Origin of the sequence: Agromyces aerolatus (assembly GCF_031432255.1) — a bacterium.
Classification (GTDB): Bacteria; Actinomycetota; Actinomycetes; order Actinomycetales; family Microbacteriaceae; genus Agromyces.
In genome coordinates this window covers 21053-47182 of record NZ_JAVKGQ010000015.1, presented here as the reverse complement: position 1 = coordinate 47182, position 26130 = coordinate 21053, and the positions used below count along the sequence as shown (strand labels likewise).

18 protein-coding genes are annotated in these 26130 nt (G+C 73.1%); 5 read left to right on the top strand and 13 right to left on the bottom strand.

Annotated features, from left to right (window positions below; translation table 11 throughout):
* Positions 1 to 43 precede the first annotated feature (43 nt).
* The 10 genes from RH864_RS15830 to RH864_RS15785 form a co-directional block, all read right to left on the bottom strand.
* Positions 44 to 3025 (bottom strand): FtsK/SpoIIIE domain-containing protein, encoded by a 2982-nt coding sequence (locus RH864_RS15830; RefSeq protein ID WP_310518536.1) that lies wholly within the window; start codon positions 3023 to 3025, stop codon positions 44 to 46.
* Positions 3026 to 3131: 106 nt separating this feature from the next.
* Positions 3132 to 3701: a zinc-ribbon domain-containing protein gene (locus tag RH864_RS15825; RefSeq protein ID WP_310518535.1), complete on the bottom strand. Its 570-nt coding sequence runs from the start codon at positions 3699 to 3701 to the stop codon at positions 3132 to 3134.
* Positions 3698 to 6037 (bottom strand): transglutaminase family protein, encoded by a 2340-nt coding sequence (locus tag RH864_RS15820; protein ID WP_310518534.1) that lies wholly within the window; start codon positions 6035 to 6037, stop codon positions 3698 to 3700. The genes RH864_RS15825 and RH864_RS15820 overlap by 4 nt, the downstream gene beginning before the upstream one ends.
* Entirely contained in the window at positions 6034 to 7341 is a 1308-nt protein-coding gene (locus RH864_RS15815; protein WP_310518533.1) for a DUF58 domain-containing protein, read from the bottom strand. Before RH864_RS15815 ends, RH864_RS15820 begins: the two co-directional genes overlap by 4 nt.
* The gene (locus RH864_RS15810) at positions 7338 to 8309 is read right to left on the bottom strand and encodes an AAA family ATPase (RefSeq protein ID WP_310518532.1); all 972 of its coding nucleotides are present in this window, start codon (positions 8307 to 8309) and stop codon (positions 7338 to 7340) included. Before RH864_RS15810 ends, RH864_RS15815 begins: the two co-directional genes overlap by 4 nt.
* Before the next feature lie 19 nt (positions 8310 to 8328).
* Positions 8329 to 13845 (bottom strand): Ig-like domain-containing protein, encoded by a 5517-nt coding sequence (locus RH864_RS15805; protein WP_310518531.1) that lies wholly within the window; start codon positions 13843 to 13845, stop codon positions 8329 to 8331.
* Positions 13842 to 15248: a serine/threonine-protein kinase gene (locus RH864_RS15800; RefSeq protein WP_310518530.1), complete on the bottom strand. Its 1407-nt coding sequence runs from the start codon at positions 15246 to 15248 to the stop codon at positions 13842 to 13844. Before RH864_RS15800 ends, RH864_RS15805 begins: the two co-directional genes overlap by 4 nt.
* A 109-nt stretch (positions 15249 to 15357) precedes the next feature.
* Positions 15358 to 16143: a PP2C family protein-serine/threonine phosphatase gene (locus RH864_RS15795; RefSeq protein WP_310518529.1), complete on the bottom strand. Its 786-nt coding sequence runs from the start codon at positions 16141 to 16143 to the stop codon at positions 15358 to 15360.
* On the bottom strand, positions 16140 to 17099 hold the full coding sequence (locus RH864_RS15790; RefSeq protein WP_310518528.1) for an FHA domain-containing protein: 960 nt from the start codon (positions 17097 to 17099) through the stop codon (positions 16140 to 16142). The genes RH864_RS15795 and RH864_RS15790 overlap by 4 nt, the downstream gene beginning before the upstream one ends.
* Positions 17100 to 17150: 51 nt before the next feature.
* Positions 17151 to 18587 (bottom strand): aminobutyraldehyde dehydrogenase, encoded by a 1437-nt coding sequence (locus RH864_RS15785; protein ID WP_310518527.1) that lies wholly within the window; start codon positions 18585 to 18587, stop codon positions 17151 to 17153.
* Between the two features lie 183 nt (positions 18588 to 18770).
* Between RH864_RS15785 and RH864_RS15780 the strand changes: the two genes are divergently transcribed.
* Genes RH864_RS15780 through RH864_RS15770 form a run of 3 tightly spaced genes read left to right on the top strand, consistent with a single transcriptional unit; the run spans position 18771 to position 22117 of the window.
* On the top strand, positions 18771 to 19250 hold the full coding sequence (locus RH864_RS15780; protein WP_310518526.1) for an Lrp/AsnC family transcriptional regulator: 480 nt from the start codon (positions 18771 to 18773) through the stop codon (positions 19248 to 19250).
* Between the two features lie 25 nt (positions 19251 to 19275).
* Positions 19276 to 20667 (top strand): aspartate aminotransferase family protein, encoded by a 1392-nt coding sequence (locus RH864_RS15775; protein WP_310518525.1) that lies wholly within the window; start codon positions 19276 to 19278, stop codon positions 20665 to 20667.
* Between the two features lie 22 nt (positions 20668 to 20689).
* Positions 20690 to 22117 (top strand): NAD(P)/FAD-dependent oxidoreductase, encoded by a 1428-nt coding sequence (locus RH864_RS15770; RefSeq protein WP_310518524.1) that lies wholly within the window; start codon positions 20690 to 20692, stop codon positions 22115 to 22117.
* Here RH864_RS15770 and RH864_RS15765 read toward each other — a convergent pair.
* Positions 22092 to 23351, bottom strand: a complete 1260-nt coding sequence (locus RH864_RS15765; RefSeq protein ID WP_310518523.1) for a DUF4192 family protein — start codon at positions 23349 to 23351, stop codon at positions 22092 to 22094. The two genes, RH864_RS15770 and RH864_RS15765, sit on opposite strands and share 26 nt — an antisense overlap.
* A 193-nt stretch (positions 23352 to 23544) precedes the next feature.
* Here RH864_RS15765 and RH864_RS15760 point away from each other — a divergent pair, with 193 nt between their 5' ends.
* Together RH864_RS15760 and RH864_RS15755 are read left to right on the top strand one after the other, a co-directional pair.
* The gene (locus RH864_RS15760; RefSeq protein WP_310518522.1) at positions 23545 to 24036 is read left to right on the top strand and encodes a methylated-DNA--[protein]-cysteine S-methyltransferase; all 492 of its coding nucleotides are present in this window, start codon (positions 23545 to 23547) and stop codon (positions 24034 to 24036) included.
* On the top strand, positions 24033 to 24632 hold the full coding sequence (locus tag RH864_RS15755) for a DNA-3-methyladenine glycosylase I (protein WP_449224135.1): 600 nt from the start codon (positions 24033 to 24035) through the stop codon (positions 24630 to 24632). The genes RH864_RS15760 and RH864_RS15755 overlap by 4 nt, the downstream gene beginning before the upstream one ends.
* A gap of 4 nt (positions 24633 to 24636) precedes the next feature.
* Here the strand turns inward: RH864_RS15755 and RH864_RS15750 are convergent, their stop codons facing one another.
* Both RH864_RS15750 and RH864_RS15745 read right to left on the bottom strand, forming a co-directional pair.
* Positions 24637 to 25287 (bottom strand): DedA family protein, encoded by a 651-nt coding sequence (locus RH864_RS15750; RefSeq protein WP_310518521.1) that lies wholly within the window; start codon positions 25285 to 25287, stop codon positions 24637 to 24639.
* A gap of 71 nt (positions 25288 to 25358) precedes the next feature.
* On the bottom strand, positions 25359 to 26117 hold the full coding sequence (locus tag RH864_RS15745) for a YaaA family protein (protein WP_310518520.1): 759 nt from the start codon (positions 26115 to 26117) through the stop codon (positions 25359 to 25361).
* Positions 26118 to 26130 lie beyond the last annotated feature (13 nt).

The following is a 26130-nucleotide window of genomic DNA, read 5'->3' as shown; positions in this document are numbered from 1 at the left end:
TCTGCGAACATCCGCGACTGATTCCGCATCGATTCGGCGAGAATCATGAGGAATTCGTGCTTTGCGGTGCGGATTCCGCGGCGAGCTCACCGTGGGCGGGTCGCGGCGGCCAGCCGAACCGCACCGGGCCCTCCCCCGGCACCACCCGCCAGCACTGCGGCCGCCCGGGGTCGAGCACCGGCGGACAGACCCGGTCACGGATGACGCAGCGCAGCTCCGCCGGGCCGCCGCGCACGACGCACACGCCCCGCTCCTGGATCGCGGCGAGCAGCGTCCAGTTCGCAGACCACGCGTCGGCGTCGGCCACGACCACCGGGGCCGGCGCTCCCGGGTCGTGAAGCGCACGAAGCGCCCTCGTGGCCGCGTCGTCGCCGTGGCGCAGGACGAGCACCTCTCGCCCGAGCGCCGCCGTGAGCGCGTCGGCGTCGTGCGCGGGTGCCGAGCTCACCACCGCGGCCGGGACGCCCGCGGCGAGCGCGAGCGGCGGAACCGGGCGAGCGTCGGGCGGGCGGGGAGCCGCCGACTCGACGACCTGGATGCGCCGTCCGCGCCACTGGCCCGCGCCCGGGGGCTCATCGGCCCGCCAGAGCGCACCGATGCCGCCGGCCTGGACGACCTCGGACCGCCCGGCGTGACGCAGGAGCACGCTCGCACCGAACAGCTCGCGCACCGGGCCGGGGAGCGTGAGCGCCGCCGTGGCCGACGCCGCGACGAAGAGGCCGCCCGCGCGGCCCTCGCGGCCCAGCGCGGCGAGCATCTCGACCAGGATCTGCCGCGGTTCATCGGGCCAGGACCGGTACCTGGCGTCGAGGTCGTCGACCACGAGCAGTCGCCGGCCGCTGCGGCCCGCGCGCACGCGCGCGAGCTCGTCGTGCACCGCATCCCACTCGGTGCTCGGCGGGCCGCCCAGCACCACGACCGCACCGTCGCCGTGCGCGTCGGCGAACGCACGTGCGATGGCGCCGAGCGCGGTCGATCGCCCGCTGCCGGGCGAGCCCGCGACGAGCACGCTCCCATCGCGCTCGGGGTGCCAGACCGCGAGCTCGCGGCGCTGGTGTTCGGGGTCGTCGGCGAGCCCGAACGCGAGCTCGCCGTCGGCGCGAGGCGCGATGTCCTCATCGACGAGGGCGCTGACGGCGAGCCGGGGCGGAAGCGGATCGAGCCAGGGCCGCCGGACCGGACCGCCGACGGCGCCCCGACGGACCCGCTCGAGCGCGGCGGGCGAGGCGAGCGCCGACTGGAACTCGGTCGCCCGTCCGTCCCGGGCGACCAGGGCGCGACCGGGGGCCGAGGGGTCGAGGCCCGCCGCGTCCTCGACCCCCACCACGGCCAGGCTGTCGGCGCGGTGCAGCACCCGGAGCGAGACGCGCAGCCCGCAGTTGGCCGTCACGCTCTCCCGGACGACGCCGTTCGGCCGCTGCGCGGCGAGCACCAGGTGCACCCCGAGGGAACGCCCACGCGAGGCGATGTCGCCGATGAGCGGAGCCAGGTCGGGGAATCGCTCGACCATGGCCTGGAACTCGTCGACCACGATGACGAGCCGCGGCAGCTCGACCTCGGTCGGAAGCTCGGCGATGCTGCGCCGGCCGGCGGCTCGGATGACCTCTTCGCGGTGTCTGAGCTCGGCACGCAGGCTCTGGATCGCGCGGACCGCCTCGGCCTCATCGAGGTCGGTCACGAGCCCCGCGACGTGGGGCAGGCCGCGCAGCGGCTCGAATGCCGCACCGCCCTTGAAGTCGACGAGCAGGAAGGACACGAGCCCCGTGGGGTGTACGGCGGCGAGCGCGGTGAGCCACGCCAGCAGGAACTCGCTCTTCCCGCTCCCGCTCGTGCCGGCGACCAGTGCGTGCGGCCCGTCCCTGACGAGGTCGAGCTGGACGGCACCCGATGCGCCCACGCCGACGGTGACCGCGAGCGTGGAGCGTTCCGAGCGCCGTGCGGCCGGCTGCACGAGCGACTCCACGGGCACCACGGCGGGGATGGTCGCGAGCCCGTCCGCGAGTCCCGCGCGCACCGCGGCCGCCCGCGTCGCCTCCGCCCAGCTCGCCGCATCGGCCACGGAGAGCAGCTCGGGGACGACGACCCGCTCTGCCGGCCGGCCGCCGTCGCGTTCGAGGATCGCGCGCCCGGGGTGTTCGAGGCGCACCACGGTGCCGAGACCCGGTGGAAGGTCGGCCGGGACGAGCGCGGTCGCAATGCGCCAGGTGGCGGCGAGGGCCGGATCGTCCGGCGCGGCCCCGGTCGGCGCGGGGTCGGCCGGCCCGGCGGGTGCGGCATCGGCGTCCGTCACGAGGATCGTCTCCGCACCCGACCGGTGCGGGAGGGAGATCGCCCAGCGCCACTCGGACGCGTCGGGCACGCGCACGGCGATGACTCCGGGCGTGGCATGCCGCATGAGCTGCACGAGCGCGGCTCGCGCGGCGGCACGCGTGAGCGGTGGCGGGCCGACGAAGCCGAGCCCGCCGACCGGGTTCGCCGCCACGGGCGCGTCGCTGACCTGCCCGGCGAACCTCAGCACGGCGCGATCGGCGTCGTCCGTCGGCGAGCCGCCGATGCGCAGGGTGCTCGGCTCGTCACCGCGCCCGATCACGACGCTGCCGGGTCCCTCGCCGCGCCAGTCCGCCCCGGGCGCATGCTGAAGGACCGATGCCGCGGACGGCATGCGGCGCCACGCCTGCGCGCGTTCGTCGGCGTGTCGGCGCGCGATCTCGCGCTGCAGTTCGTCGAGCGCCGTCAGGCGTTCGGCGCTGCCCCGCCGTCGTCGGGCGGCCGCGTGGCGGCGGCCATCGATCATCGATGCCAGCGCGACCACCGGTCCGAGCGCCGCGAATGCGAGCGCGAGAGGCGAACCGGTCAGGGCCCACAGCGCGAATGCGCCGACCACGGGCGCGCCCGAGGCCAGCCAGGGGAACCCGGCTCGCGGCTCGTCGGGCGGGCTCGGCGGCAGGGCGAGCGGCGAGTCGAGTCGCGGGCCGGGTGAGCCGGCCGGGTCGTGCGTGCTCCGCGCGGTGCTGACGGTGTCCACCGGTCCAGACCATCAGGCGGCGCGCCGGGCACGGCCGGTCCGGGCCCGCCCGGTGGACGGTCGGCGGACGACGCCTCCTGTGGAGGAGACGTGAGGCGGTGCGGCGTCAGTCGACGATGAAGTGCTGCTCGGCGAGCTCGACGCGGCTGCCGCGCGGAACCAGGTAGCGGCGCCCCGGCTCGCACCTGAGCGCGCCGTCGTCGGGCCGCCGCACCACGGTGCCGTTGCCCGAGAACCGGTCGGAGATCCAGAGGATGCCGTCGTGCTGCCCGAACTCGAGGTGGGACTTCGAGACCGACAGCGTCCGGTCGCCGATCTGGATCAGATGATCGAACGTCTCGCCCGGCTGCGGCAGCGGCTTCCGGCCGATCAGCCCGGTGCCGACGACCGTCCGCGTCTCGCCCGTGCTGAAGGTCAGCGTGAACGACACCGGGCCTGCCTCGGCCGGTGCCGTCGCGGCGGGCGTCGGGTCCGGCTCGGGCTCGACGCGGCGGAATCCGTCGACGGGCACGCTCACGACCCCGGTCGCGAGCTTCGACCGTTCGAGGATGGTCGTGTCGCCGGGCCGGGGATCCGGGCGTCGACGCGACTCGGGGGTCGCGCTCGTGGAACTGCCGCATTCCCCGCAGAACATCGCTCCGTCGGGCAACTCGGCCCCGCAGATCCGGCACCTCACGAACGGCCTCCTCTCCGCGAGTTAGCGTACCCCCCGAGCGACCCCAGTGAGATCGCGGCCAGCAGGCTGCGACGGCGCCCGGCCTCGGCGCCGAGCCTCCGCCTGAGCTCGGCGACGGCCGTCCAGACCCGTTCGTCGTCGCCCGCGAGCGGGACGTCGGGCGCGTACAGCGCCCGATCGACGACGCCCGCGAGGACGAGCGAGTCGAGCCCGCCGACGGACGCGGCCTGTTCGGCGCGCGTGCCCGCCTGCGCGACCGGGAGCCCGAAATCCGCGGCCGTGTCGGCGAACTCCTGCCAGCCGCCCTCGATGCGCTGCTCGACGGTCGGTGCGCGGCGACGGATCCGCCGGCGCCGCAGCTTCGCGGCGACGATCGCGAGGAACGGGCTCGCGATCAGGCTGACGACGAGGAGCGCGAGTCCCACGCCGTTGAGGATCCCGAGCACGATGCCCACCCAGGGCTGCTCCTCGCCCGGGTCATCGTCGCCGGCCTGCTCGGGTTCGTCGTCGAGATCCTCGACCGGGGTCCGGGGCTCCGGCGGCGGCAGCGCGGACTGCGGCCGGGAGACCACGATCGGCTCGTCGGGCTGCCGCTCGGGGATCTCGCGCGGGTCGGGGTTCGGATCGACCTGCAGCCACGCGCCGTCCGCGGTCTGCACCTCGATCCACGCCTGAAGGTCGTCGTTGCGGAACACCACGTCTCCGCCTGCGCCATCTCCGCCCGCGCCGACAGGGTCCGACCCCGGCTGCTGAGCGAGGTATCCCACCACGACGCGAGCCGGGAACCCGATCTCCCTGGCCATGAGCGCAGCGGCGACCGCGTACTGCTCGCCGTCCCCGAGCATCGGTCGCTCGACCGCGAGCTCGGCGATGCGGTCCACGGCATGGCCGGAGCGGCTCGCCTGTTCGCCGGCCTGTCCGTGGCTGAGGTACCCGTCGCGGTGCAGGCCGTCGATCATCGCGGCGAGCCGCTCGCCCGGGGCGCCCGAGGCCGGCGCCCACTCGCCGAGCAGGGTCGCGAGCGCGTCGGGCAGACCGGGTGCCGGCGGCAGCACCGCCGTGCCGGGCTGCAGGCCCGTGAGCTCATCGGGGACCGGCGGGACGATCGACCACGCGGTGTAGCGATCGCCCGAGACGAGGCCGTCGCGCACCGCGGCGGTGCCCGTGACGTCGTTGTAGACGAATCCGTCGGCGAGCGCCGCGTCGCGCGGTCCGGCGAACTCGATGCGTTCGAGGCTCCCGGCGCCCGGGACCCACACGTCGGAGTAGCCGAGGACCCTGACCTCGAGCCGGACCTCGCCTCCGACGGCCGCGGACTGGTCGAGCCGGTACGGCACCCGTGCGAACCGGCCGGAGAGCCCCTGCCCGTCTTCGCCGCCGACCGCGTAGACCACGCCGTCGTAGGTGTCGAGCGCGGCGACCCTGAGGCCGGCTCCCTCGGGAAGGCCGCTCACCTCGAACATGGGTTGCGAGCGCGTCGCCGGCTCGAACGCGGTGCGGAATCCGATGAGCGGGCTGCGTTCGGCGCGTGGCTCGAACGGCGGCTGGAGCTCGGAGCGGGCGACCGTCCGTTGCGGGACGGGCAGGGCGACCGCCGCGACGGCGGCGACGGCCAGCGCGAACGACAGCAGTGCCGTGGCCCCGAGCACGCGCCGGGTGTCCGCGAGCGCGGCCTCGATCGGCGGCGACCCGCCCAGCGCGCGACGTCGCAGGATCGCCGCACGCACGAGCCACGCGATCACGGCGACGAGGAAGGCGAGGCCCGCGACGGCCGCGAGCTCGTCGTCGACGACGCCCATCACGATCCCGGTCACGAACACGACCGCCGGTGGGACGGCGGCGACGACCGGACGCCTCGAGCGGAAGGCGATCGTCGCCGCGATCGCGGCGCCCACGAGGCCGAGCAGGAAGACGGGGACGAGGAGCGCCTGATACGACCCGACGGGCACCGCCACGGTCAGCAGCTGCTTCCAGGAGAGCGCGGCACCCGCCACGAGGTCGACGAGGCCCGCCGGGGTCGGGAGCACGACGAGCCATGCGCGGCTCGGAACCGCGGCCGGCACGCCGAGCACGAGGTACGCAGCGGCGATCGTGAGGGTGACGAACCACGCGGGCCAGCGGAACCGCGCACCCGCGATCCCGATGCCGAGCCCGGCGAACACGGCCACCGCCGCGCACACGACGAACGCGGTGCTCTCGTACACCGGCCACCACGGGATCATCGCCGCGGCGAACAGCCCGGTGAGCAACGCGGCGCCCGTGGCGGTCGTCACGCGGTCGGGCTTCGCGACGGTTGCGCGGGCTCCCCCGGGCGCACGCGGCACGAGCGTCGTCATGCGTTCGCCGCCCGCCTGGCGAGCATCGCCTGGAGATCCTCGAGATACCCGATGCCGAGCACGGTGAGTCCCGAGGACTGCCGGGAGCTCGCCTCGCCCTCGGGCACGCAGCGGACGCCGATGGTCTCGATCCCGAGCGGAAGCCGGCTGGCGGCCAGGCGCAGATGAGCCACGCCGTGCGCGGTGCCGGTGACCAGGAACGCGAGCGAGACCCCCTGCTGGGTCTCACCTGCGGCGCGCGCCACATCGGGGAGGGCGGCCGCCCGTGACTCGAGCTGGACGAGGCTGAGCGCATCGAGCAGTCGGTCGCGCGACACGGTCGGCAGCTGCCTGACGGGCGAGCGGGCCCCGGCCGCACCTGACGCGACGAACGCGAGCGAGCGCGCATCGCGGATGGCGCGCGCGCCGAGCGAGGCCGCAGCGCTCACCGCGAGCTCGAACTCCTCATCGTCGGCGTACGCCGACGGATCGAGGTCGAGCAGCACGATCAACCGGCTCCGGCGCGTCTCCTCGAACTGCCGGACCATGAAGGTCCCCGTCTTCGCCGAGCTGCGCCAGTGGATGTGGCGCCGGTCGTCTCCGGGGACGTATTCGCGCAGCGCGTGGAAGGCGATGTCGCTCGCCGTGAGGTCCCGCGTGGGCGAACCCTCGAGGTCGCGCACGAAGCCGGTGCTGAGCGCTCCCATCGCGACCGTCCGGGGATGCACGTGCAGCAGGACCGTCCCCGACCAGACGACCTCACGTCGCACGATGCCGATGGGGTCGGCGCGCACGGTCCGAGCGGGTCCGATCGGCACGACCCCTCGGCGCTGGGTGGGGATGCGGAGCCGCTCGTCGACCACGCCGCCCCGGGGCAGGGCCGGCAGGACCCGCTCCAGGACCCGGTCGCCCACCGGGAGCTCGAGCTGCACGCCGCCGAAGCGGCGATGACCCGGGTTCTCTGCCGTGAGCCTGGCCTCCGCGAGCTCGCCGACCGCGACGCGCGGCGTCGGCAGCGTCAGCTCGACTTTCGAGGCGCCGGTGCCGATCAGCCAGAGCGCGGCGAGGCCGACCGCGATCGCGAGTCCCCAGCCGAGCGCCACGAGCTCCGCCCAGCCCCAGACGTACCCCGCCGCGAGCGCCAGCGTCGCCGCGACGAGCACGCCCCACCCGACCGGGGTCACGACCTTCGGCAGCGCCGAGCCCGCCGTGCGCACGGTCTCGTGGATGCGGTGCGCGACGTGGACGGTGCGCGCGATCAGGATCGCGAGGACGCCCTGCCCGGCCGCGTCCTCGGAGAGCCTGGTCCGGGTCGGCAGGCTCACCCCGCCTGCCTCGAGGACGGTGGCGGGGTCTCGATGAGCACCTGGGCGACCAGGTTCGATGCGGTCACGCCGTCGAACTCGGCTTCGGCGTCGAGGATGAGCCGGTGCGCGAGCACCGGCTCGGCGAGTGCCTTCACGTCGTCGGGCACGACGTAGTGGCGGCCGCGTCCCGCCGCATGGGTCTTGGCCGTGCGGATGAGCGCGAGCGCGCCGCGCACGCTCACCCCGAGCCGGACCTCACGCGCGGTGCGCGTGGCCTCGACCAGCCGCGACACGTAGTCGTGGATCGTGGGATCGACGTAGACCGTCCGCGCGAGCGCGGCCATCTCGGCGACCTCGCCGGGGTCCAGCTGCGGCTCGACCACGTGCTCGTGCGCCCGCTGATCGGCGCCCTCGAGGATCCGGATGGTCGACGCATGGTCGGGATATCCGATCGAGCTGCGCATGAGGAACCGGTCGAGCTGCGCCTCGGGCAGCCGGTAGGTGCCGGCCTGCTCGATCGGGTTCTGGGTCGCGATGACCATGAACGGATGCCCCACCGGATGCGTCTGCCCGTCGACGGTGACCTGCCCCTCCTCCATGACCTCGAGCAGCGCCGACTGGGTCTTCGGGCTGGCCCGGTTGATCTCGTCGGCCAGCACGATGCTCGCGAACACCGGGCCCGGGTGGAAGTCGAAGCGACCCGTGCGCTGGTCGTAGACGGTGACGCCCGTGATGTCGCCGGGAAGCAGATCGGGGGTGAACTGCACCCGATTGCTCGTGCCCGCGACGGACTGCGCGATCGCGCGGGCCAGCGAGGTCTTGCCGGTGCCGGGGACGTCCTCGAGCAGCAGATGCCCCTCGCTCAGCAGCGCCGTGAACGCGAGCCGCACGATGCGGTTCTTGCCGAGCAGCACCTCCTCGACCGCGGCGACGAGCCGGTCGAGGTTCGCGGCGAACCGGGTCGCGCCCTCAGGGGTCATGGTCACGGCTGCTCCTCCATCGCACTCACCGGTCTCGGAATCCCGCACATGCGATGCATCCGGTCACCGCGAGCCGGTCCAGCTCGCCGAACGGATGCGCCGTCGCCTGAGCACGCTGGACCGCCGCGGCCCGCACGAACGCCGGCATGACCACCGGAGCCGGGTCCGTTCCGGGTGCTGGAGCCGGCGCGGGCCGGACCACGGTGCCCGCGACCTCGGTGTGCGCACAGCCCGAACGGTTGTATCCCCAGACGATGAACGAGTACCTCGTCCCCTCGCCCATCGCGTCCCCGAACTGCACGCTCGTGGTCTCGGGGCCGGTGCCGATGGTCGCGGCGACGTTGCCGCCGTTGGCGGGCGGAACGACCTGCCCGGGTGCCGGCGCGGTCACCTGGCAGGCCTGCGGACCTCCGGGCACGTTCGCGTCGTCCGGGACGAGTCGCTGCACGAAATACCCGGCGACCGCGTCGCCGTTGCCGCCGAACGGGGACCACGACACCGTGACCGTGCCCGTCGCGGCATCGCCGGTCACCTGGATCATGCCCGCGATCGGCGCACCGAACGGCGTGCCCGTGCCCGTCGCCTGCGTCCACATGGCGAGCGCGGGGTACGCCTCGTTGCGAGCGCTCACGGCGACCGGCACCCGGCTGCCGTTCGCGAGCCCGTGCGTCTCGAACGTGCAGGTGGTCGGCGTGCATGCGGCGCCCGCCGCGACCTCGGTCGAGACCCCGCCGACCTCGACGACGTACGCACGCACGCTGCTTCCCGACACGGTGCCGACGGGCTGCCACTGCAGGCGCAGGCCGCCGTCGAGCGGACGTGCGTCGAGTCCGGACGGCGGGGGCGGGACGACGTCCGACCAGACCGAGCCGGCCACCTCGACGGGATCCGACAGCCCGATCGCGTTGCGCGCCTGGATCCGGACCCGCACGGCGTCGTCCTGCCCGTTCCCCGGTGTGCGGACCGTGCAGGTCGTCGCCGCGCACGTCGTCCCGCCGACGACCCCGCCGTCGTCGGCGTCGACGAGCGTGACCTCGTACCCGGAGACGGCCGAGTTGTTGGCGACGCCGGCTCCGAAGGCCAGGTCGATCGACCCGTCTCCGAAGCCCGTGACGCGCGGGTCCGTGACCGGGCTCGGGCGGTCCTGGACCGAGATCGCCACCGTGCCCCACGTGAACCTGCTGGGATCGCCCGTGGCATCCGCCACCTGATACTGCACCGTCGTGTTGACCGGGTCGGCGTTCGGGGCGACCGTGACGGCGAGCGTCGATCGGTCGTCGCTCGGGACCACGCGCAGGCCGGAGGGCAGCGAACGGTCGTCGACCCCTCGGACCCCGACGACTCGCAGCGGCGTGCCGGGGAACGGATTCCCGGCCTGATCGTTGGCGAGCACGTCGACGCGCGTGGTCTGGCCCCGCGCCGCGATCGCCTGATCCGGCGCCGGCGACGCGAGCGGCCTGGTGGAGGGCACGACGCGCAGCTCGATGATCCCCGGGGTGCCTTCGGTGTCGCCGTCGGCGACCTCGATGACCAGCGCGGAACGTTGTCCGAGCGCCACGCCGTCCTCGGCCTGGATGGCGAGGTCGTGCCCGCGCAGCTCAGCACGGAAGCCGTCGGGCACGTCGCCCATGTCGAAGCTCAGACGAGGTTCGGCGTCCGACTGCGGCGTAGAGGTCAGCCGGGTGAGGTCGATCCGCCTCGACAGACCGGGTTCGAAGTCGACCACGCCACCCGTGAACGACGGCGGCTGTCCTGCCATCGCGCGGACCTCGATGGGGATGACGATCGTGCCCGTGCGTCCGCTCGGGTCGTCGGCGGACTCGCCGTCGGTCACCACGAACGACAGCGAGGCCGGCCCGAAGTATCCCGGCGCCGACCGGAACCGCAGGGTGTCGGCGTCGACGACGAGTCCAGACCCGTCGCTGTTCGAGGCGCGCACCGAGGCCACGTCCGTGATCCGTACCGGCCGGCCGGATGCGGCGATCACGAAGTCGGCGAGCTCGAGCTCGACCTCGTCGCCGCTGTCCACGCGTACGCGCGGGGCGTCCGACCGCAGCTGCGGCGCGGCATCCGCCCGGCCGGGCACCCAGATGAGGGCGGTCGCGGTGAGGGACGGATCGTCGGGATGGCCGACGGTGAACGGGACGATCCGGCGCCGGTCGCCGACCTCCACTCGGATCCGGCCGTCGGCTCGCACCCGCGCGGCGTCCCCGAAACCGGGCACCAGGTCGACGGTCGCTCGGGACACCGGGGCGTCGGCGATGAAGACGTGCTCGAGGACGTCGACGTCGACCCGGTCCCGATCGGCGATGTCGCTGAGGCTCAGCATCGTGTCGGCGGCCTCGGGGCGGGCGAGCGGTGCATCGGTGCGCGCCTCGATCGTGACATAGCTGCCCGCGGTCGCGAGCTGCTCGTTCTGGATCGAGTAGAGGAACCCGTAGGTGCCTTCCGCGTCCGGGACGGTGACCCGGATCACGTCGCCGTCGACCTCGGCCGCGGCGTCTCCCGCGATCGGCTCGACGTCGAGGATGGACAGCGCGCCGCCGTCGGGATCGGAGTCGTTCGCGAGGACCCGCACCTCGATGGTCCGTCCGGGTCGGACGATCACCTCGTCGGGGGCCGCGACCGGCATCCTGGCACCCTCGAGTCTCGGGGCGATGCCGACCCGGACGCTCCCCGTCGACTTGGCCCCCAGCGCGTCGACGACGGCGTAGCGGAACGTGTCCGTGCCCGCCGAGTAGTCGCCGGCGTGGTACTCGAGCCAGTCCACGCCGCGATCGGAGACGAGCCCGAGCTCCGGCGCCGACTCCTCGCCCAGCAACTGCACGGAATCGCCGTCGGGATCGGTCCCGCCCAGCGGAACAGGGATCCGGATCGTCTCGCCCGCGATCGCCCGCGCGGTGACCGTCGCCGGCACCGGCGCGGCATTCGTCTCGGGGTCGACGCCACGGACCGACACCTCGGCGGTCGCGGTCGCGAACTGGCCGTCGGGGGCTTCGACGCGGTACACGGCCCGGTACACGCCGGGCTCCTCCGGTGCGAAGAACCGGAGCCGGTCGCCTGACGCGAACATCAGTCCGCGCTCGGGGCCGCTCACGAGGTCTGCCGCGAGCGTGAGCGCGTCCCCGTCCGGATGCTCGTCGTTCTCGAGGACCGCCAGGTCGACGACGTCGCCGGTCCGGGCCGAGGCCCGGTCGGGTGCCGCGACCGGTGGTTGCGCGGTCGCCGGGGCGGGCACCTCGACCACGGTCACGACGCCCTCGGCGTCGGCGAGCCCGTTGCTCGCCCGGTATCTGACCTCGGTTGAGCCGAGCTCGAGCGGTCGGGTGAGCGTCACTCGGAGCATCCGGTGCTCGACGACCTCGACTCGCACGCCGAGCTCGGACGCGTCGCGCGTGAGCCCGCTGATGAGCAGGACGCCGCCGCGCGGGTCGATGTCGGTCGCGAGCACATCGAGCTCGACGGGGTGCTGCGCCCGGACGAAGGCCGTGTGCGGGACCGTGATCGGCGTGGTGTCGCGCTCGGGCGGCGCGTGCACCTCGACCCGCACCTGCCCGGTCGCCGTCTGGGTGCCGTCGGTCACGGTGTACTCGAGGTAGTGGGTGCGGACGGCCTGGCTCTGGAAGCGGAACGAACCCCCGTCGAAGTCGGCGACCAGCTGCGCATCTGGCTTCGCCGGCACCGCGGTGAGCCGGACATCGCCGTTGCCGCCCGTGACGTGCCGCAGCGGCTCGAGGCGCACCTCCTCACCGGATGTCGCGAGCGCGACGAACGGCTCCGCGACCAGCGGGACGTCGCCCGGCGAGCGGACGTCGACCTCGAGCACGCCCGACCCCTCGTCGCGCCCGTCCGAGACGGCCAGTCCGATCGTCCTCGTCCCCGCCGGCCCGCCCTGCTCGTCGACGACGACGACTCCGTCGGCCGTCGCGCTCACCGCGGCGGTCTCCGACGCACCCGCGGTGCGGAGGAAGAACGGGTCGCCGTCCGGGTCGATCCACTCGCCCAGCACCGGGACGCTCACCCGGCCCCCGCTCGCCACGGCGGCCCCCGTCGAACGCATCTGCATCGGCGGCCCGTTCTCGTCGGGCTCGCGCACCTCGACCACGACCCGTGCGCTCGCGGTGCCACCCCGGCCGTCGCTGATCGTGTACCCGAACGTGAGCACGCCGCCCACGTCGCCCTCGAGGGTGAGCTGCACCTGCTGACGGTCGGAGACGAGATCGATGGCCGCACCGTCCGGCAACGCCCCGTCGATGCGTTCGACGACCATCACGTCGCCGTTCGGGTCGTAGTCGTTCAGCAGCACCGGCAGGATCGTCGCGCGGCCTGCACGTGCACCGAGGGTGTCGTCGGCCGCGACGGGCGGGGCCTGCGCCTTCTCGAGGGTCGGCGGCGTGGCCGGATCGTTCCGTTCGATCCGCTCGTCCTCACGGGGATCGGCGAGCAGGGCGTCCCAGTTGTCGATGAGCCCGAAGTCGTCCGAGGCCGCCCAGCTCCGCCCGCTCCGCGGATCGTTCAGCACGAGCGCGTCGCCGTTGGCCCGGAACACGACCCCGGTCGATCCCGACGCGCCCTCGAGCGTCACGAGCACGCCCTCGTCGTCACGCTCGTCGCACGAGCGCCACGCGGTGCCGTCGGACCACGCCGCGTTGAGGCATCCGTCATGCACCACCGGGCGTGCCGGGACGCCCGAGCGGCCGTCGACGGCCGCGCGGGGCTGGGCACCGTCGAGCGGGACCACGAACAGTCCGCTTCGGGTCGCGACGGCGGCGGTCGTGCCGGTCGTCGACGGCGACTGCAGCACGGCGCCGTCCACGTCGCCGAGCACTCCGCCGAGATCGATCTCGCGATCCTCGGTGCGCAGCGTTCCGAGCTCGGGGTCCAGCACCGCCCAGCGACCGCCCACCGATGTCAGCTGCGGGGTGCCCGGCCCTTCAGCGGGCGGAATCGCCCAGCGTTCCGACACGGTCACCTCGGCGGCCGCGTCCACCCGCGCGATCGCACCGGTCGTCGGCGTGTACGCGAACAGGATGCCGTCGTCGTCGACCGAGACGATGGTGCCGGCGCCGAACTCGAGTGCGGGCTCGGCGTCCGCGTCGAACGCGGCGAACTCCTCGGCCGGCGTGGTCCAGACCTGCCCGTCGGCCGCGACCACGACGCGCGACCCGGCCATCGCGATGACCGGGCTCTGCGGCGGGACCGCGACCGTGTCGATCAGCGTCGAGGTCACCGGGTCGAGGATGCTGACGTTCGCGTTGGACCGGTCGAGCGCGAGCACGGTGGAGCCGCGCTGCGTGAGCTCGACACGGTTCGCGCCGGTCTCGACCACGGCGTTCAACTCGTGCACGACGGTGTTGGCCCGGCCGACCGACTGGCGCCGGTCGTTCGCGACCCAGACCGAGCCGTCGCCCAGGTCGACCTGCTCGGCCCGGTAGCCGCCGGAGGCGATCGCGACCCCGGCGACGAGCGCGAGGACGACGGCGACCACCGCGGACGTCGCGGCGACCGATCGCCGGCGGTCGAGTCCTCGCGCGGCGCTCATCCGGCGCGCCCCTCGACCTCGACGCAGGCCTCGGGGCTCGCCTCGCCCGCGCGGCCGTCGTGCAGCACCCGCACGGTCGCGCACACCCGCTCCCCGTCGACGACCCGCAGCACGATGGACGTCTCGCGTTGCGCGGGCGCGGCGATGCCGTCGATCGTCACGAGGTACGCGTCGTCGGCGGCGACGCCCGGGTCGTCCCACTCGAAGGTCAGGGTGCCGTCGCCCTGCACGGATCGCACCTCGGACACCGATGGCGCGCCGGCCCCGGACCGGGCGGCGAGGACGACGACCGTGATCAGGATGCCGACGATGACGATCGCCGCGATCGTCGCGCCCCACACGCGCCGCCGTCCGGCGCGCGGCGCGGTCGACGTCGACCGGCCGGCATCGGCCGATCGCCTGATCGTCGACGTGCCGGTCGTGCCGGCCGCCGCACGCCGCCGCTGGCGCCGAGGGCCCTCGCCCGGGATCGCGTGCGTGCCGCTCACGACCGTGCGCTCGTCGAGGTCGACCCCGCTCGTCATCGCCCAGTCGTCGACCGCGACCTCGACCGGGGTCTGCGCGAGCCCCAGCTCGTCCTCCACGGCCTGAAGGTCGCGTGCGAACTCGAGCGCGCTCTCCTGCCGCGACTCGGGCCGGCGCTGCAGCCCCCGCGCGAGCACCTGCTCGAGACTGGGCGGCACGTCGGCGCGCCCGAGCGGCGGCAGCTTCGCCCGGCCGATGCGCGCGACGAGCGCCGACGAGCTGTTGTCGCCCTCGGGAGACTCGAACGGACTCCGTCCCGCGAGGAACGAGAACACCGTGGCCCCGAGCGACCACACCTCGCTCGCGACCGAGCCCGACACCTGCTCGCGCAGGACCTCGGGCGCCGACCACGGGATCGACATCCCGACCGAGCCCGCATGCTCGATCTGCGCGAGCGTCGCCGCGATGCCGAAGTCCGCGAGCACCGGGTGGCCGTAGGCGGTGGTGAGGATGTTCGACGGCTTGATGTCGCGATGCAGCACGCCCTGCCGGTGCGCCGTCTCCACGGCGCTCGCGATCCGCACGCCGATCGAGACGGCCTCGCTGAGCGGGAGCGGCTGCGTACGGTAGCGGTGCGCGAGCGACGACGAGCAGAACTCCATGACCAGGTACGGCCGCCCGTCGGCGGCGACGCTCGCCTGGTACACCGTGAGGATCGACGGATGGCTCGACAGCTGCGCCATCAGGTTGGCCTCGGCCTGGAACATCTGGCGCACCTGGTCATTGACGACCTCGGCGAGCAGCACTTTGACCGCGACGAGGCGACGCGGCATGTTCTGCTCATAGAGGAACACGTCGGCGAAACCGCCGGAGCCGAGGACGCGGACGAAGGCGAAGCCCGGCAGGTTGGGCGGGTTGGACGGTAGGCGCCTCGTCACGTTCCTCCAGGCGGTCGGGTCCGTGTTCTCGCGGTCGGCCCCATCGCCGGCCGCGGCCCGGTCCCCACATTCTAGAGACGCCTGCCGCGTCAGTGAGAACGATTCAGTTTCAGTCGGCGACGACGTCGTGCACGTCGACCACGATGACCGTGATGTTGTCCCGGCCGCCGTTGCCGAGCGCGGCGTCGAGGAGCGACCTGGCCGCGGGCTCGCTCTTCGGGTTGGCGAGCAGGAAATGGCGGATCCCGTACGCCGTGAGCTCCTTCGTCAGGCCGTCGGAGCAGATGAGGAGGCGCATGCCGGGTTCGACGGCGATCGCGCGGTAGTCGGGCACAGGCGCCTCATGGAACCCGACCGCCCTCGTGATCACGTTCGAGTGCGGATGCGTGTCCGCCTCCTCGCGCGTGATCTGCCCCGCATCGACGAGCTCCTGGACCACCGAGTGGTCGACGGTCAGCTGCTCGAGGACGCCGCCGACGAGCCGGTACACGCGCGAGTCGCCGATGTTGAACACGAGCCAGGCCGGCGCGCCGGAGATCTCGCCGAGGGCGGCCCCCGTGACCGTCGTGCCGCTGCCCTCGTCGGTGACGCCCTCGCTGCGACCCATGTCCTGCACCGCCATGCGCAGGGCACGATCCAGCTCGGGTGTGCCGACGATGTCGCGCCCGCCGTACTCGGCGAGCCGGGTCACGACCGCCGCGCTCGCGAAGTCCCCCGCGGCGTGCCCGCCCATGCCGTCGGCCACGGCGAACACGGGCGGCTGCGCGACGAAGCTGTCCTCGTTCGCCTCCCGACGCAGCCCCGTGTGCGTCATCGCCGCCCAGGAGAGGCGGATCTCGGTTCCCGCGGGCAGCGTCGCCCGGAACCTGGTGTTACCGTTGCCGATCTGCGTCACTCGGGGACCTGCCTGTCGGGGTGCGCGTGATCCTGCGGGGGCGGGAGGATCTCGACGATCGTATCCCCTCCGAGCTCGAGCACCGCGCCCGCCGCGACCACGATCGACTCGCCCGCGCGCATCCGGCGCGCGCCCGCAGGGGTTCGCACGATCGTCCCATTGGTCGAGTGCAGGTCCGTCGCGACGATCCGCGCACCCGCACGCCGCAGCTCGAGATGGGTCGCGGACACGGCCACGGCCGAGGGGTCGACGCGGACGAGCTCCAGCGGGTCGTTCGCGATGCGCGGCGGCGCGGGACGGCGTCCGATGAGCACGACGCCGGCCACGTCGCGCGCCTCGCCGCCGGGCATGCGGAACCAGGCGGCCCGCGACGCGGCCCCCGCCTCCGGCGCGTCGCCCGAGTCATCGCCATCGGGCGCGCCGGCGGCCGCCTGGGTGGCGATCGGCTCGGTCGCCGGTGCCGCGGACGTCGAGCGCCATTCGATGCTCGTCACGCGGGGCGAGGCACCCGGGTGACCCGCGGGACCCGGCCAGTCCGAGACATCCGCCCACGCGACGCCGTCGGCGATCGCGGGCCCGATGCGGACGCCGAGCACGTCACGGAACTCGGCGAGGTGCCATGGCCGGATGCCTCCGGCCTCGAGCCGGCGAGGCCCGTCCGTCGTCATCAGGTCGACGGCACCGCTGCCGCGCACGACCGCGGTGAGCCGCGCGGCACCCGGCGGCCACCACACGAGCGCGAACCCGGCCGCGCCGCCTTCGCCGAGCGGGATGCGCGCGATCAGCTGCTCGAGCTCCCCATCTGGCTCACCCGAGGCCGCCCAGCCGGTCACAGCGCCGACGGTCGCCTCGGCGTCGGCACTCGACGGCAGCGCGAGCAGGAACCGCCCGGCGAGGGCGACCACCCACTCGGGTGCACCCGCGTCGCGCACCGCGCGCACCTCGCCCGGGACCATGCCGACCAGTCTTACACCGAAGCGCCCCCGTGGCGACGCGGGCCACCCGGCTCAGCCGTCGAGCGCGCTCATCACGTGCTTGATGCGCGTGTAGTCCTCGAATCCGTACATCGAGAGGTCCTTGCCGTACCCGGAGTGCTTGAACCCGCCGTGCGGCATGTCCGACACGAACGGGATGTGGGTGTTGATCCAGACGCACCCGAAGTCGAGGTCACGCGCGAAGCGCATGGCCCGAGCGTGGTCCTTCGTCCACACGGACGCGGCGAGCGCGTAGTTCACGCCGTTCGCCATCGCGACGGCCTCGCCCTCCTCACGGAACGGCTGCACGGTGAGCACCGGGCCGAAGACCTCGGACTGGACGATCTCGTCGTCCTGGCGGACACCCGTGACCACCGTGGCCGGGTAGAAGTACCCGCGGTCGCCCTGCCGGGCTCCGCCCGCGACGACCTCGGCGTGGTCGGGCAGCCGGTCGATGAACCCCGCGACCCGCGTCAGCTGATCGGCGTTGTTCAGCGGCCCGAAGAAGGCGCCGGGATCGCGCGGTCCTGCTGCCTGCGCGTGGCTGCGGATCCGCGCGGTCAGCGCCGAGACGAGCGCGTCGTGCGCGCGCTCGTGGACCAGCACCCGGGTCGCCGCCGTGCAGTCCTGGCCGGCGTTGAAGTAGGCCGCGGTGACGATGCCCTCCGCCGCGCGCTCGGCGTCCACGTCGTCGAAGACGACCGCGGGAGCCTTGCCGCCGAGCTCGAGGTGCACGCGCTTGAGGTCGGCGGCGGCGGCGCGCGCGACCTCCATGCCGGCCCGGACCGAACCCGTGATGGCGACCATCTGCGGCGTCGCATGCCCGAGCAGCGCGCTGCCCGTGCTGCGATCGCCCGTGACGACGTTGAGCACGCCGGGGGGCAGCACCTCGGCGGCGACCTCCGCGAGCTTCAGCGTGGAGAGCGGCGTCGACTCGGCGGGCTTCAGGACGACCGTGTTGCCCGCGGCGATCGCCGGGGCGATCTTCCACACCGCCATGTTGAGCGGATAGTTCCACGGGGTGACCTGACCGATGACGCCGATCGGCTCGCGACGGACGTAGGAGGTGTGCCCGGCGAGGTACTCGGCGGCGGCGAGGCCCTCCAGGTTGCGGGCCGCGCCCGCGAAGAACCGCAGCTGGTCGACGGACTGGTCGATCTCGTCGGCGACGAGGGTCGCGCGCGGCTTCCCCGTGTCCTGGGACTCCAGATCGGCGAACTCCTCGGCGTGCCGGGCGACGGCCTCGGCGAGCCGGAACATCGCGAGCTGGCGCTCGGCCGGCGTCGTCCGGCCCCAGCGTTCGAACGCGCCGGCCGCACTGCGGAACGCGGCGTCGACGTCGGCGGCGTTCGAGATCGGCGCGGCCCCGTAGACCTCCTCGGTCGCGGGATCGATGAGCTCGATCGCCTCGTCGCCGCGGGCGTCGACCGACGCACCGTCGATCACGTTACGAAGGGTGGGGGTGGTCATGTAGAGCTCTCCTCGTGCGGGCACCCCGCCGCGGTGACGAGGTCGGCGGCGCCGACCGACGCCGCGCCCATGCTAGAGGCATCCGTCGCCCGAATCGAGGAACGACGTGGATTTCGTTGCGAAACCGACCCGCGACAACTGATTCCCTTGCGATCGCCGATCTTCGCTGCGAGAATCGGGCGCATGACGACCACCGGGCGAACGCCGGCGCGGCCAGCGCTCCTCGACGATGTGTCGAAGGCGATCATCGAGCAGCTGCAGGCCGACGGCCGACGGTCCTACGCCGACATCGGCAAGGCGGTCGGCCTCTCGGAGGCGGCGGTGCGCCAGCGCGTCCAGCGGCTCACGGAGTCCGGCGTCATGCAGATCGTCGCCGTGACCGATCCCATGCAGCTCGGCTTCACCCGCCAGGCCATGATCGGCATCCGCGCGTCGGGTGACACACGCCGGCTCGCCGAACAGCTCGCCGAGATCCCCGAGATCGACTACGTCGTGCTGACCGCAGGCAGCTTCGACGTGCTCGCCGAGGTCGTGTGCGAGAACGACGATCAGCTGATCTCCCTCCTCAATGCCGAGATCCGGAGTCTGGACGGCGTCCAGACGACCGAGACGTTCGTCTACCTGAAGCTGCAGAAGCAGTTCTACAACTGGGGCACGCGGTGAGCGCGGGCCGGTCGAAGGGAAGAAGATGACCATCACCGATCAGGTCTACGACAGCGCGCTGCTGCAGCAGCAGGCCAAGGACCACCTCTGGATGCACTTCGCGCGACAGTCCACGATGGAGAGCGGCGTGCCGATCATCACCAGGGGCGAAGGGCACCACATCTACGACGTCGAGGGGCGGAAGTACTTCGACGGCCTGTCCGGCCTGTTCGTCGTCAACGCGGGGCACGGCCGCAAGCGGCTGGCCGAGGCCGCGGCGCGGCAGGCCGAGCAGCTCGCGTTCTTCCCGATCTGGTCGTATGCGCACCCCTCGGCGATCCAGCTCGCCGACCGGCTCGCCGAGTACGCGCCGGGCGACCTCAACCACGTCTTCTTCTCGACCGGCGGCGGCGAGGCGGTCGAGACCGCGTTCAAGCTCGCGAAGTACTACTGGAAGCTGCAGGGCCGGCCCACCAAGCACAAGGTGATCTCACGAGCGGTCGCGTACCACGGCACGCCGCAGGGAGCGCTCGCGATCACCGGCATCCCCGCCATGAAGGAGATGTTCGAACCGGTGACCCCTGGCGGGTTCCGGGTGCCGAACACGAACTTCTACCGCGCGGCCGACATGGGCGCGCCGGCCGACGACCTCGAGACGTTCGGCCGCTGGGCGGCCGACCGGATCGAGGAGATGATCCTGTTCGAGGGCCCCGAGACGGTCGCTGCGGTCTTCCTCGAGCCGGTGCAGAACTCGGGCGGATGCTTCCCCCCTCCCCCCGGCTACTTCCAGCGCGTGCGCGAGATCTGCGACAGGTACGACGTGCTGCTGGTCTCGGACGAGGTCATCTGCGCGTTCGGGCGCATCGGTCACATGTTCGCGGCGGACGCGTTCGGCTACCAGCCCGACATGATCACGTGCGCGAAGGCGATGACCTCGGGCTACTCCCCGATCGGCGCGACGATCGTCTCGGACAGACTCTACGAGCCCTTCTCGAAGGGCACCACGAGCTTCTCCCACGGGTACACGTTCGGCGGCCACCCCGTCTCGGCCGCGGTCGCCCTCGAGAACCTCGACATCTTCGAGGAGGAGGGCCTGAACGAACGCGTGCGCGAGAACTCGCCGCTGTTCCGCGCCGAGCTCGAGAAGCTGCTCGACCTCCCGATCGTCGGTGACGTGCGCGGTGCCGGGTACTTCTTCGGCATCGAGCTCGTGAAGGACAAGGCGACGCGCGAGACGTTCGACGACGACGAGTCGGAGCGGCTGCTCCGCGGGTTCCTGTCGAAGGCGCTGTTCGACGCCGGCCTGTACTGCCGCGCCGACGACCGGGGCGACCCCGTGATCCAGCTCGCACCGCCGCTGACGATCGGCCCGGCCGAGTTCCAGGAGATCGAGCAGATCCTCCGCGGTGTGCTCACCGAAGCCTCGAACCGGCTCTGAGGTGGCGCGCGCTCGTGGGTTCGTGACCGACGGCACCCCGGACGCGTATCGTCGCGCGAGCTTCTGGCTCGAGGACCTCGTCGTCTCGGGTCGCGACGCGCTGCGACCGCGGCCGTCGCTGACCGCGGACGCGACCTTCGACGTGGCGCTCGTCGGCGGCGGCCTGACCGCACTCTGGACCGCCTACTCGCTGGCCAAGGCCGAACCGGGCCTCCGCATCGCCGTGCTCGAGCGAGAGATCGCCGGGTTCGGCGCGTCCGGGCGGAACGGCGGGTGGTGCTCGGCCCTGTTCCCGCGGTCCGCCGCGTCGCTCGAGCGCACGCACGGCCGCGAGGCCGCGATCGCGATGCGGCGGGCCATGGTCGACACCGTCGACGAGGTCGGCCGGGTCGCCGCCGCCGAGGGCATCGACTGCGACTTCTCGCGGGGCGGCACCGTGCTCTTCGCACGGACCGCCGCCCAGCGCCGTGCCGCTGTGGCCGACGTGACGGAGGCGCGCGAGTTCGGCGTCGACGCCCTCGAACCGATCGACGCATCCACGGTCGCGGCCCGCTACGGGGTCGCGGGTGCCGACGAAGGCGCACCGACCGCGGTCGTCGACCCGGCGTGTGCGCGGGTGCACCCGGCCAAGCTCGCACGCGGTCTCGCCGAGGTCGTCGAGACGCTCGGCGTCAGCCTGTTCGAGCGCACCGAGGTGCTCGACTGGTCGGCCGGCCGAGTGCGCTTCCGCTCGGTTGACGACGGCTTCGAGGGCACCGTGTCGGCTCGGCGCATCATCATCGCGACCGAGGGGTACGGCCCCCGGCTTCCGCGGGTCCGGCGCAGGATCCTGCCGATCTACTCGCTCATGATCGCGACCGAGCCCCTGCCCGGGGAGGTCTGGGACGAGATCGGCCTGGCACACGGCCAGACGTTCAGCGACTACCGCCACCTGCTCGTGTACGGCCAGCGCACCCACGACGACCGGATCGCGTTCGGTGGTCGCGGGGCCCGCTATCACTGGGGCAGCGCGGTCTCGCGCGCGTTCGAACGGGACGACCGGGTGTTCGCGCATCTGCGCGCGACCCTGGGCGAGCTCTTCCCGGCGGTCGGCGACGCGCGCGTGACCCATCGCTGGGGCGGCCCGCTCGGCGTCGCGCGCGACTGGCATGCGACCGCGAGCTACAACCCGAGGACCGGCGTGGGGCTCGCGGGCGGCTACGTCGGCGACGGCCTCTCGACGACCAACCTCGCGGGGCGCACGCTGACCGACCTCATGCTCGGCCGCGACAGCGAGCTCACGCGCCTGCCATGGGCGAATCATCGATCCCCGCTCTGGGAGCCCGAGCCGTTGCGCTTCGTCGGTGCGAACCTCGGGATCACCGGGATGCAGCTCGCCGACGTCGAGGAGCGCCTCACCGGCCGGGGTTCCCGGATCGCGCGACTCATCGGGCCGTTCGTCGGCCACTGACCGGGTGCATCGGCGCCAGCGGGTCCGGCGCTCCCGGCTCGCTCGGAGTGTGCGATGTGGTCGGCTCGCCCGGAGTGGCCGGTGCTTCCCTCTGAGCATCCGCACGAGCGCTCCGTCGCTCGAACAGCCACTCGGGGAGCGCGCCCGTGGCGAAGTAGCGATGCAGCAGCTGCGCCATCGCGTGGCCGGGGTCGGCGGCGAGGCTCGCGTCGAGCAGCGTCGACGCGGCGGTGCCGCGCCCCGTGGCCCAGACCAGCCACGAGGCCATGCAGAGCAGGCCGGCACGTTCACGTGGCGGTGCGGACGCGGCGGTCCTGAGGAGCACCTCGCGGCCCCGCCGCACCCGCTCGTCGTCGGGTCGCTCGCACGTCTCGCCGAGGAGCATCCGGCCGAGTGCGAGATGCGCGCCGCCGACCGGCTCGGGGACATCGGCGAGCGCGGTGCGCCCCACCCGGGGCCCGAACGCGATCTGCAGCATCATGGCGTCGCGGCTCACGGGCACCGCCGCGAGCCGCGCGAACCAGGCGAGCCGCACCACGTCGTCGTCCGTCGGCGGAGTCGCGGGTGTCCGCGCGAGCAGCGATTCGACGAGATCGACGGGCTGCGCCGTACGGAGCTCAGCCTCGTGTTCGGGCCAGGAACGCGAGCGCGCGCCTTCGGCGCCGGCGGCTGCGCCGTACTCGGCCTCGAGCTCGCGCAGCGCCGTGCGAACGAGCTCGACCTCGGCGTCGGCGATCTGCGGCAGGGCGGTCCCGTCGTCGATGGCCCCCGGCGCACGGCCGGCGATCGACGGGTGCTGGAGCACCGAGCTCGACTCGATGAGCTCGAGCGGGTGGCCGTCGGCGGGGGTCTCCGGATCGAGGAGCGAGCCCCACGCGTCGCACGCCACGCGGATCGCGTCCCTGGTCGCGAACCCGGCCTGTCGCGCCTGCCGCATCAGGAGCCGCAGGAGCGCGCGCTCGCCGGCGGCGGCGCGCGACCGGAATCTCGCGTCGGAATAGGTCACGACCACGAGGCCTTCGATGTCGGGGATGCGGCACAGCACGCCGATCGCCGCGCTGACGAGCGGCTCGCGCTCGGGTATGGCCGTGGGCAGGTCGTATCGGAGCACACCCGCGACGCGATCCTCGCGGAAGGCGAGACAGACGAGCGAGCGTTCGGGCCGGTACCCGGCGAGCACGGGCGTCAGCGCGAGCAGGTCCTGCGCTGAGGCGATGCGGATGGGAGAGTTCATGCCGCGAGTCTCGCCGGGCAGGGCCTCGTCGATCCGCTTCCGGGTGCCGGCCGTGGAATCCGGCCGGAGGACGGCCTGCTGGGGAGGACACGTCCGCGCAGATCCTCCACAGGCGGCGGCCGGCCGGAACGTCTTCGTGCACAGGTCCGATTTCCGCGCGACCTTGGCCGCGGGCGCGACTACGCTCATCCACATGAGCGACCTGTTCCTGACCCGTATCGACAGCCCGATCGGCCGCCTTGAGATCATCGGCAACGGCGAGGCCGTCACCGCGCTGCACATCGAACGCGGTGGCGCGCTCCCCCACGATGGCGAACCGCTACGATCCGATCTCCTGCTCGACGACGCCGCGGCACAGCTGGGCGAGTACTTCGCGAGCGAGCGCAACGTCTTCAACATTCCCGTCCGCGTGCACGGCACGCCGTTCCAGCGAGCCGTCTGGGTCGAGCTGGGGCGGCTGGGCTGGGGCGAGGCGGTGTCCTACGGCGCGCTCGCGGCCGCGATCGGCCAGCACGGTTCATCGCGCGCGATCGGGCGCGCCGTCGGCGCCAACCCGGTGCCGATCATCGTCGGCTGCCATCGCGTCCTCGGATCCGACGGTCGCGTCACCGGCTATTCGGGCGGCGAAGGGGTCCCGACGAAGCTCTGGCTGCTCCAGCACGAGCACATCGGCTTCGCCGCGTGAGTGTCATCCCGAGACCCGAGCTCGTGCTCGGCGAGGATGGCTTGACCCGATGCGGATGGGGCGCTGCGGACCCAGAGTACCGCCGCTACCACGATGAAGAGTGGGGCACGCCGCAACACGACCCCGTGCGTCTCTTCGAGAAGCTCTGTCTCGAGGGGTTCCAGGCCGGTCTGTCGTGGATCACGATCCTCCGCAGACGCCCCGCCTTCCGCGAGGTGTTCTACGGCTTCGAGGCGAAACGCGTCGCCGCGATGACCGAACTCGACGTCGAGCGGCTCCTCGGTGACCGCCGCATCATCCGGCACCGCGGCAAGATCGAGGCGACGATCCAGAACGCGCGCGCGACGCTCGAACTCGACGTCCCACTGGCCGACCTGCTGTGGAGCTTCGCGCCCGACCCGGGCCGACCTCGGCCGACCTCGTTCGCCCAGGTGCCGGCGGTGACCGACGAGTCGACCGCCATGAGCACCGAGCTTCGCCGTCGGGGCTTCCGGTTCGTCGGCCCGACGACCATGTACGCGCTCATACAGGCGTGCGGCATGGTCGACGACCATCTCACCGGCTGCTTCCGAGCCGAGCGCGCCGCAACCGGCTGACCCCTCACACCTGACCGGCCGTGGTGACCGCGGACGGACGGTCACCGCTCGGCTCGCGATCGAGCACGCGCCGCACGACGAGATCGACGCCGATCCCGATCACCGACGCCGCGACCACGGCCAGCACCGCGGCGAGCAGGGGTTGTTCGTGCAGCCACTTCCCCGCAACGAGCCCGAACAGCGACGAGTACACCGCCCACGTCATCCCTGCCGCGATCGAGATCGGGATGAACCTCCGCGCGGGGTATCCCGTCGCCCCCGCCGACATGTTCACTGCGATCCGGCCGATCGGGATGTACCGCGCGACGAAGATCGCCATCGCGCCGCGACGATCCAGTCCTCGGCGCGCCCACGTGAACATCGCACGCACGCGTGGCCGCCGCATCCACGCGAACCGGGTCACGCCGACCGACCGGCCGATGGCGAACGCGATGGCATCGCCCGCGAACGCCCCGGCGGCTGCCGCCGCCATCAGCGGCACGAGGTGTGGCGCGCCTGTGGCCGCTGAGATCGTTGCGGCCGCGACCACGATCGTCTCGCTCGGCACCGGGGGGAAGAATCCGTCGACGACGCAGACCACGAACACCAGGAGGAAGATCCAGGGCGAGCCGGCGAGAGCGGTGACGCTGTCCGTCAAAAACTGGAGAAGATCCACGCTTCCGACGCTACGAGGCGGCTTCCGGGCGCCGCATCCGGCCGATGCCCTAGGGGGACCCTGATTTCGGGTCAGGCCACGAGCTGGATCTCGCGCCCGGAGCGCGTCGCCGCCGTCCCGGCATCGATCACGAATCCGGCAGACCCGGCCCAGGCCACGAGCTCGGCGATGCTCGACAGCGCAGGCCGGTCCTGGAGGAGGGCCCGGGTGAAGCGCCCCTTCGCCTGCTTGTTGAAGTGGTTCAGGGCGCGCCTGCGGCCCGTGCCGTCTTCACTGACGACCCGCACGAACACGGCATCGTCGTGGTCGGGCAGCGGTCCGAGCTCGGCGTAGCCCTCCGAGCGGAGGTCGAGCGTCAGCCCGGCCCCCGCGGCGAGGACCTCGGCGATCGGTGCCCGCCAGCGCGCCTTCAGCCGCGCCCCGGGGACGCGCGAATCGTGCGACAGCCGATACGCCGGGATCGGGTCGAGGGCGCCGACGAGTCCGAACAGCGCCGAGTGCACGACGACGTGGCGGCCCGCGAAACGTCGTGCGGCCGTATCGAGCGATGGGGCGTCGAGTGCGTCGTACAGCACGCCCGTGTAGCGATCGATCGCCGGCATGGTGGGCGAGTTGCGCAGCGCGGCGTTGCGATCGACCTCGCCGGCCTGCCGCGGGCCGAGCTTCAATGCGCGCATAGTCGCCTGCGGGTCCGCGGCCAGCGCGACGACGTCGTCGACGAGGGTGTCGCGGACGGGTTCGAGCGATGGGAACGACAGCGCGCCGACATCGAGCACGTCAGGTGCGCCGCCGTCGCGCTTCGTCTCGGACGGCGGGAGCAGGACTCGCACGCAGGACGACCGG